This is a genomic window from Nonomuraea sp. NPDC049158 (assembly GCF_040648335.1).
Taxonomy (GTDB): domain Bacteria; phylum Actinomycetota; class Actinomycetes; order Streptosporangiales; family Streptosporangiaceae; genus Nonomuraea.
The window spans coordinates 146,300-153,645 of record NZ_JBEZDM010000027.1; the positions used below are offsets into that span (position 1 = coordinate 146,300).

At 70.8% G+C, this 7,346-nt stretch carries 6 protein-coding genes; 4 read left to right on the plus strand and 2 right to left on the minus strand.

Annotated features, from left to right (window positions below; translation table 11 throughout):
* Positions 1-81 precede the first annotated feature (81 nt).
* Positions 82-1,443, minus strand: coding sequence for a type I glutamate--ammonia ligase (gene glnA / locus AB0B61_RS41185; RefSeq protein ID WP_225299839.1), 1,362 nt, complete (start codon positions 1,441-1,443; stop codon positions 82-84).
* A gap of 152 nt (positions 1,444-1,595) precedes the next feature.
* Between glnA and AB0B61_RS41190 the strand changes: the two genes are divergently transcribed.
* Positions 1,596-2,141 (plus strand): hypothetical protein, encoded by a 546-nt coding sequence (locus AB0B61_RS41190; protein ID WP_358444290.1) that lies wholly within the window; start codon positions 1,596-1,598, stop codon positions 2,139-2,141.
* A complete protein-coding gene (locus tag AB0B61_RS41195; RefSeq protein ID WP_358444292.1) occupies positions 2,138-3,118 on the plus strand; it encodes a terpene synthase family protein in 981 nt (326 codons plus the stop codon). The genes AB0B61_RS41190 and AB0B61_RS41195 overlap by 4 nt, the downstream gene beginning before the upstream one ends.
* Here the strand turns inward: AB0B61_RS41195 and AB0B61_RS41200 are convergent.
* On the minus strand, positions 3,109-4,119 hold the full coding sequence (locus AB0B61_RS41200) for a DUF5937 family protein (RefSeq protein ID WP_358444295.1): 1,011 nt from the start codon (positions 4,117-4,119) through the stop codon (positions 3,109-3,111). The two genes, AB0B61_RS41195 and AB0B61_RS41200, sit on opposite strands and share 10 nt — an antisense overlap.
* Positions 4,120-4,225: 106 nt before the next feature.
* Here AB0B61_RS41200 and AB0B61_RS41205 point away from each other — a divergent pair, with 106 nt between their 5' ends.
* Together AB0B61_RS41205 and AB0B61_RS41210 are read left to right on the plus strand one after the other, a co-directional pair.
* Positions 4,226-5,392: an MFS transporter gene (locus AB0B61_RS41205; protein ID WP_358444298.1), complete on the plus strand. Its 1,167-nt coding sequence runs from the start codon at positions 4,226-4,228 to the stop codon at positions 5,390-5,392.
* Between the two features lie 58 nt (positions 5,393-5,450).
* Entirely contained in the window at positions 5,451-7,223 is a 1,773-nt protein-coding gene (locus tag AB0B61_RS41210; protein WP_358444301.1) for an NAD+ synthase, read from the plus strand.
* Positions 7,224-7,346: the final 123 nt, after the last annotated feature.

The following is a 7,346-nucleotide window of genomic DNA, read 5'->3' on the forward strand; positions in this document are numbered from 1 at the left end:
CTCACCGCGTTTTGCCGGTGAAGGGCCATCCTGGCAGGACGGGCGGCGCGCGTCACGACGCACCGCCCGGCCGACCCGCGCTTACAGGACCGGCAGATAACGTCCCAGCTCGAACTCCGTGACCTGGCGGCGGAAGTCGCGCCACTCGGAGCGCTTGTTGCGCAGGAAGAAGTCGAAGACGTGCTCGCCCAGCGTCTCGGCCACCAACTCGCTCTGCTCCATGACCGCGATGGCCTCGTCCAGCGACTGGGGCAGCGGCTGGATGCCCAGGGCGCGCCGCTCGGCGCTGGTGAGCGTCCACACGTTGTCCTCGGCGGCGGCCGGGAGCTCGTAGCCCTCCTCGATGCCCTTCAGGCCGGCCGAGAGGATCAGCGCGAAGGCCAGGTAGGGGTTGCAGGCCGAGTCGAGCGAGCGGAACTCGATGCGCGTCGAGCCGCCCTTGTGCGGCTTGTACATCGGCACCCGCACCAGCGCGGACCGGTTGTTGTGCCCCCAGCAGACGTAGGACGGCGCCTCGCCGCCCTGGCCGGCGATGGCCTCCGCACCGCCCCAGAGGCGCTTGTAGGAGTTGACCCACTGGTTGGTGATGGCCGTGATCTCGGCGGCGTGCTTGAGCAGCCCGGCGATGAACGAGCGGCCGATCTTGGAGAGCTGGTAGTCGGCACCGGCCTCGTAGAAGGCGTTGCGGTCGCCCTCGAACAGCGACATGTGGGTGTGCATGCCGGAGCCCGGGTGCTCGGTGAACGGCTTGGGCATGAAGGAGGCCCAGATGCCCTGCTCCAGCGCGACCTCCTTCATCACCAGCCGGAAGGTCATGATGTTGTCGGCCGTGGTGAGCGCGTCGGCGTAGCGCAGGTCGATCTCCTGCTGGCCGGGCGCGCCCTCATGGTGGCTGAACTCGACCGAGATGCCCATCGACTCCAGCATCATGATCGCCTGGCGCCTGAAGTCGTGGCCCGAGCTGTGCGGGGTGTGGTCGAAGTAGCCGCCGGAGTCGATCGGCTCAGGCCGCTGACCCGGCTCGGGCCGGTTCTTCAGCAGGAAGAACTCGATCTCCGGGTGGGTGTAGAAGGTGAAGCCCATGTCGGCGCACTTGGCGAGCGTGCGCTTGAGCACCCAGCGCGGGTCGGCGTGCGACGGCGAGCCGTCCGGCATGAGGATGTCGCAGAAGATGCGGCCCGCACCCGGCGTCTCGCTGCGCCACGGCAGGATCTGGAACGTCGCCGGGTCCGGCTTGGCCAGCATGTCGGCCTCGTAGACCCGGGCGAAGCCCTCGATGGCCGAGCCGTCGAAGCCGATGCCCTCGGCGAAGGCGCCTTCGAGCTCGGCCGGGGCTATCGCCACCGACTTCAGGAAGCCGAGAACGTCGGTGAACCAGAGCCGGATGAACCGGATGTCGCGTTCCTCGAGCGTGCGGAGCACGAACTCCTGCTGGCGGTCCAAAGCATCCCCTAGCGAAGACAGTACTGAGTTCCCTATCAGGATGCCGTGTCCGTGTTTCGCACACGTTACGTGGGGTCCCGGTGCGAGCCTCGCTGACAAAGAGCCCGGCCGCACCTATCGTGATCACGCAGTCAGTCTCGGGGGAGGCATTGGTGGCTATCGACCTGCTCAATCACAAGTTTGATAGGGCTTTCGACCACATCGACGCGGGCGGCGAGGGCGTCATCGAGCGTGTGGACCTGCTGGGGTTGGGTGCCCGGCTCCTGGTGGGATTCGGAGAGTCCCCGACCTCGGTCACGGGCAGCGATCTCGTCGCGGGCTTCGACGGGATCTGGTCGACCCTGTCCGGCGTGCTCGGCCGGGACGGCGAATGCCAGATCCTGCGGGAGGAGTTCCGCGAAGGCATGGCGGCGGCGTTCGTCGAGGGCGACCTGTACGACCCGGTGTTCCGGCCCGCCACGGCGGCCGTGGCCGACCTCTGCGACGACGACGGCGACGGCCTGATCGGGCCCCGCGAGTTCCGTACGCTGCTGAGCGCCTTCGGCACCGCCTACGACGACGTGGACGAGGCGTTCGACCGGCTCGACCGGGCGGGCAGGGGCGTGCTGACCGTGGACGAGCTGATCGTGGCCGCCCGGCAGTACTACGTCAGCGACGACCCGAGCGCCGCGGGCAACTGGCTCTTTGGTCCCCTATGAGTACCGACGTGATCACCTCGGTGCGCACCGCCCTGAGGTCCATGCTCCAGTGGAAGCCGCTGGCTCCCGGGCCGCGCCGCGGCGCGCCCGCCGCCACCACGCTGCTGGTGCTCACCGAGCGGGTGCCCGCCATGGCGGAGCCCTGCCGCATGCATCCGGCCGTGTACGCGATCGAGGCGGCCGTACTGGACTGGGCCCGGCGAACCGATCTCCACGCCGGTCCCGGTGTGGGGTTCCACCGGATGGCGGGCCGCGCGTTCGCCGAGTTCGACGCGGCCGCGGCGGCGCTGTTCGCGCAGTGGCTGACCTGGCTGTTCAACCTCGACGACGAGCTCGACGAGGGGCCGGGCCGGCTGGAGGTCTTCCAGGGCCTGCTGGCGGGCGGCGCGGCCCACCCGCTGGAGGCGGCCTTCGCCGACCTGTGGCGGGTGACCAGCGCCCGGATGAGCGACCTGTGGCGGACCAGGTTCGCGGCCAACCTGCGGCGTCAGCACGACGCCTGCCGCATCGAGGCCGAGAACCGCGCCACGGGCCGCGTACCGACCCTGGAGCAGTATCCGGCGCTGCGCAGGGGGACCGTCGGCCCCTACCTCTACGACCTCGTGGAGCCGTGCCTGCGGGTGGAGGTGCCCGCGTGGGTGCACGCCTGCGAGCCGTGGCAGCAGCTCGTCGACGCCTGTACCGACGTCACCGCCTGGTGCAACGACGTGGCCTCACTGCCCAAGGAACGCGGCGACGGGCACAACCTCGTCGTGGTGGTGATGCACCAGCTCGGCCTGGACCAGCCGGAGGCCACGGCCTGGGTGCTCGACCGGATCGCCGAGCGCTGCCAGGACATGCGCGAGGCGGCCCGGAGCCTGCCGCTCGACACGCTCACGCCCAGGCTGGCGCGCGATGTGAGCAAGGTGGCGTGCGCCTACCTGGCCGCGCCGCGCGCCCACCTCGACTGGCTCCTGGAGTCCACCCGCTACAACTGACGACCGGCGAAGGCGGGTGTGGGAGCGAGCGCGGGGGCGGGCGTGCTCGCGGCCAGCGTGTCGCCCGCGGCGGTGCGGCGGTACACGACCTGCTTGCCGACGCGCATCCCGACGGCCAGCCCGCCGCCGCTGAGCACGCCGAGGTGCTGGCTGACCGCGCCGGGCGTGAGCGACATGCGCCCGGCCAGCGCCGAGGTCGTGCTGGGCTCGGCCAGCGCGAGCAGGATCCGCGCCCGGCTGCGCCCGATGAGCGCCGCCAGCGCTTCGGGCGCGGGCGGCGGGCCCTGCTCCCACAGCGTCCCGACGCCCAGCACCGGATAGACCAGCATCGACTGGTACGGGGCCGACATCACGGCCACCGACGGCCAGTAGAACGCGCTCGGCACCAGCACCAGCCCGTCGCCATGTAGCCCGCCCTGCGCACACCACGGCCGGTCGATGTGCAGCCGCTCCCCCGTCCACTCCACGGCCGGATCGAGCGCCGCGAACAGCTCGCGGGCACCGCCCTGGGCCAGCTGCCGCGACCTGCGCAGCACGTCGCGCTCCAGCAGCCCGTAGACGCGCGGCCAGAACTCGGCGAAGCACGTCTCCCAGTAAATCCGCAGCGCGTCGGCGACCCGGGCCACACCCGCCGCCGGATCGGCCATGAACCGTTCGATCACCGCCGGGTCGGTTCCCCGTACCTCGGCCGCCTCGGCGCGGGCCCGTTCCGGCGGGGTGAGCCGTACGCGATCCAGCTCGGCGGAGAAGTCCGGCAGCGGCGTGTCGGGCGGCGGCGTGATGAAGTCGGCGAGATAGCCGCTCGGCGGGACGAGCGCGAACAGCTCGGTCAGGTCCAGCTCCGCGAGGCGGGGGCGCACGCACTTGATCCACGGCAGGTGGAGCGACTGCCTGGCCGGGTCCTGCAGCGTACGCAGGCTGGCGACCAGCTCCCACATAGGCGAGAACGCGAACCTGATCCGCGCGACGTCCTCCGGCCGCATCACCCACATCACCGACATACCTTTTAGTCTGCCCTAAATCGTTCGCGGCCACCAAAGGCGACAGATCAGTCTTAGTCCCGTGACTAGCACCGTTGTTGAGAAGCAATCATTTCTGAGGTCCCAGGTGGGCGGACTCCCCCGGCCGTTCTGGGCCTTGTGGAGCGGCACGCTGGTGAACCGCCTGGGCACCATGGTGATGCCGTTCACCGGCGTCTATCTGACACAGGCCAGAGGCGTCTCGGTGGCCGGCGCGGGGCTCGTGATGGCCGTGTTCGGGGCGGGGTCGCTGATCTCGCAACTGCTCGGCGGGTGGCTGACCGACCGGATCGGGCGGCGCGCCACGCTGTCCGGCAGCATGATCGCCACCGCGGCCGCGATGCTGGCGCTGGGGTACAGCACCTCCCTGGCCGCGATCACGGCCTCGATGTTCGTGCTGGGGCTGGTGGTAGACGCCTATCGGCCCGCGTCCAACGCCCTGGTGGCGGACCTGGTCTCGCCGGTGGAGCGGCCCAGGGCGTACGGGCTGCTGTTCTGGGCCATCAACCTCGGCTACGCGGTCGGGATGACGGCGGGCGGGTGGCTGGCCCAGCTCGGCTTCGGCTGGCTGTTCTGGATCGACGCCGTCAGCAGCGTGGTCTTCGCCGTACTGGTCTGGCGGGCGGTCCCCGAGACCCGCACGACCGAGCGGAAGTCGACGGGCGGGTTCGGCGTGGTGCTGCGCGACCGGGTGATGGTCGCCTTCACGCTCGTCGTGCTGGGGCAGGCGCTGGTGTACATGCAGACGGTGACCATGCTGCCGGTGGCGATGGTCAAGCAGGTGGGACTGTCCACCGGGGAGTTCGGGGTGGCGATGGCGCTGAACGGGGTACTGATCGTCATCGCGCAGCCGCTGGTGTCCGGCTGGATCGGCCGCCTGGACGCCGCCAGGACGCTCGCGCTGGGGCTGGCCATCACGGGGGGCGGGTTCGCGCTCACCGCGTTCGTCACCGATGCCGTCTGGCTGGGCGTCACCATCGCCGTCTGGACGGCCGGCGAGATCATGACGGCGGGCATCGCGGGGACCATCGTCGCGGCGCTGGCGCCCGCGCACCTGCGGGGGCGTTACTCGGGGCTGTTCGGGTTCGCGTGGTCGGCCGCTTCGGTGCTGGCGCCGCTGGCCGGTGGCGCGCTGCTGGACGTGGGGCCGCAGGCCCTGTGGTTCACGGTGGGCGGCGTCGGGCTGCTGTCGGCGGTGGCCATGCTGGCGCTCGGCCCGGCGATCAGGCGGCGCGCCCTCCAGCCGGCTCTGTGAGCGAACCCACTTCTCGTCGCTTGGACGATAAAAACGGCACCGTACTAGGCTGACCTTTGTGGCACATCTCCGCATCGCGCTGGCACAGACAAACCCAACCGTAGGCGACCTCTCCGGCAACGCCGACCGACTGCTCACGTGGACCCGCGACGCCGCGGACCGCGGCGCGCACCTGGCCGTCTTCACGGAGATGTTCTTCACCGGCTATCCAGTGGAAGACCTGGTCCTGCGTACGTCCTTCGTGGACGCCAGCATCAGGACGCTGGGCGAGGTCGCGCTGAGACTGCGGGAGGAGGGGCTCGGCGAGCTGCCCGTGGTCGTCGGCTACGTCGACCGGGCGGGGCTCGCGCCGCGCATCGGCCAGCCCAAGGGCGCCTCACTCGACGCCGCCGCGGTGCTCTACCGGGGCGAGGTGGTCGTCCGCACGGCCAAGCACCACCTGCCCAACTACGGGGTGTTCGACGAATACCGCTACTTCGTGCGCGGCGACCGGCTGCCGATCTTCCGGCTGCACGGGGTCGACGTGGCGATCGCGGTCTGCGAGGACCTGTGGCAGGAGGGCGGCCCGGTGGCCGTGGTGGGCCAGGCGGGTGCCGGTCTGCTGGTGGCGCCCAACGCCTCGCCGTACGAGAAGGAGAAGGACGACGTACGCCTGGAGCTGTGCGCGCGCAGGGCGCGTGAGGCCGGGTGCGCGCTCGTCTACGTCAACCAGGTCGGCGGGCAGGACGAGCTGGTCTTCGACGGCGACTCGATCGTGGTGGACGCGGCGGGCGAGCTGGTGGCGCGCGCGGGGCAGTTCCGCGAGGAGCTGCTCGTGGTGGACCTGGACCTTCCGGTCTCCACCGCCGAGACCGGGGCGTTCCCGTACGACGCGGGCGACGGCTCCACCATCACCGTGGACCGCCTGGTGCTGTCGTCCGACCCGGTCGAGCCGCGCGAGCCCGTGCCCGCGCGGGTGGCGGAGCGGCTGGACCCGCACGCGGAGGTCTACTCGGCGCTGGTGCTCGCCGTACGCGACTACGTGGCCAAGAACGGCTTCCAGTCGGTGATCCTCGGCCTGTCCGGCGGCATCGACTCGGCGCTGACCGCGACCATCGCCTCCGACGCGATCGGGCCGGACCGGGTCCACGTGGTGCTGATGCCCTCGCGCTACTCCTCCGACCACTCGCTCGGCGACGCCGAGGAGCTGGTACGCAGGCAGGGCATCAACGCCCGGGTGGTGCCGATCGGCGAGATCGTCGACGCCTTCGAGAAGGAGATCGACCTGTCCGGGCTGGCCGCCGAGAACCTTCAGGCCCGCGTCCGCGGCACGATCCTCATGGGCCTGTCCAACGAGCACGGCCACCTGGTGCTGACGACCGGCAACAAGAGCGAGCTGGCGACGGGCTACTCCACGCTGTACGGCGACTCGGCGGGCGGCTTCGCCCCGATCAAGGACGTACCGAAGACGATGGTGTGGGAGCTGTCCCGCTGGCGCAACGCCCACGGCGACCCGTCGTTCCGCCTCGACGCCGAGCGGCCCATCCCGGAGAACTCGATCACCAAGGAGCCGAGCGCCGAGCTGCGGCCCGACCAGCGCGACACCGACTCGCTGCCGCCGTACGAGGTGCTGGACCGGCTGCTCGACGACTATGTCGAGAAGGACATGGGCGTACAGGAGCTCATCGCGGCCGGCCACGACCCCGCCCTGGTGACGCGCATCATCCGCCTGGTGGACACGGCCGAGTACAAGCGCCGCCAGTACCCGCCGGGCCCGAAGATCACCCCGAAGAACTTCGGCCGCGACCGCCGCCTCCCCATCACCAACAGGTGGCGCGAAACCACCTCCTAAGCCTCATTTTGCGGAGGCGGCTGCCGCCCCCTTCGACCCCCGACAGGCATGGTCCTCGCTGCGCTCGGGCAGCCTCACTGGGGGCTTCGCCCCTAGGCGAGGGGGCTTGCCAGCCCCCTCGCG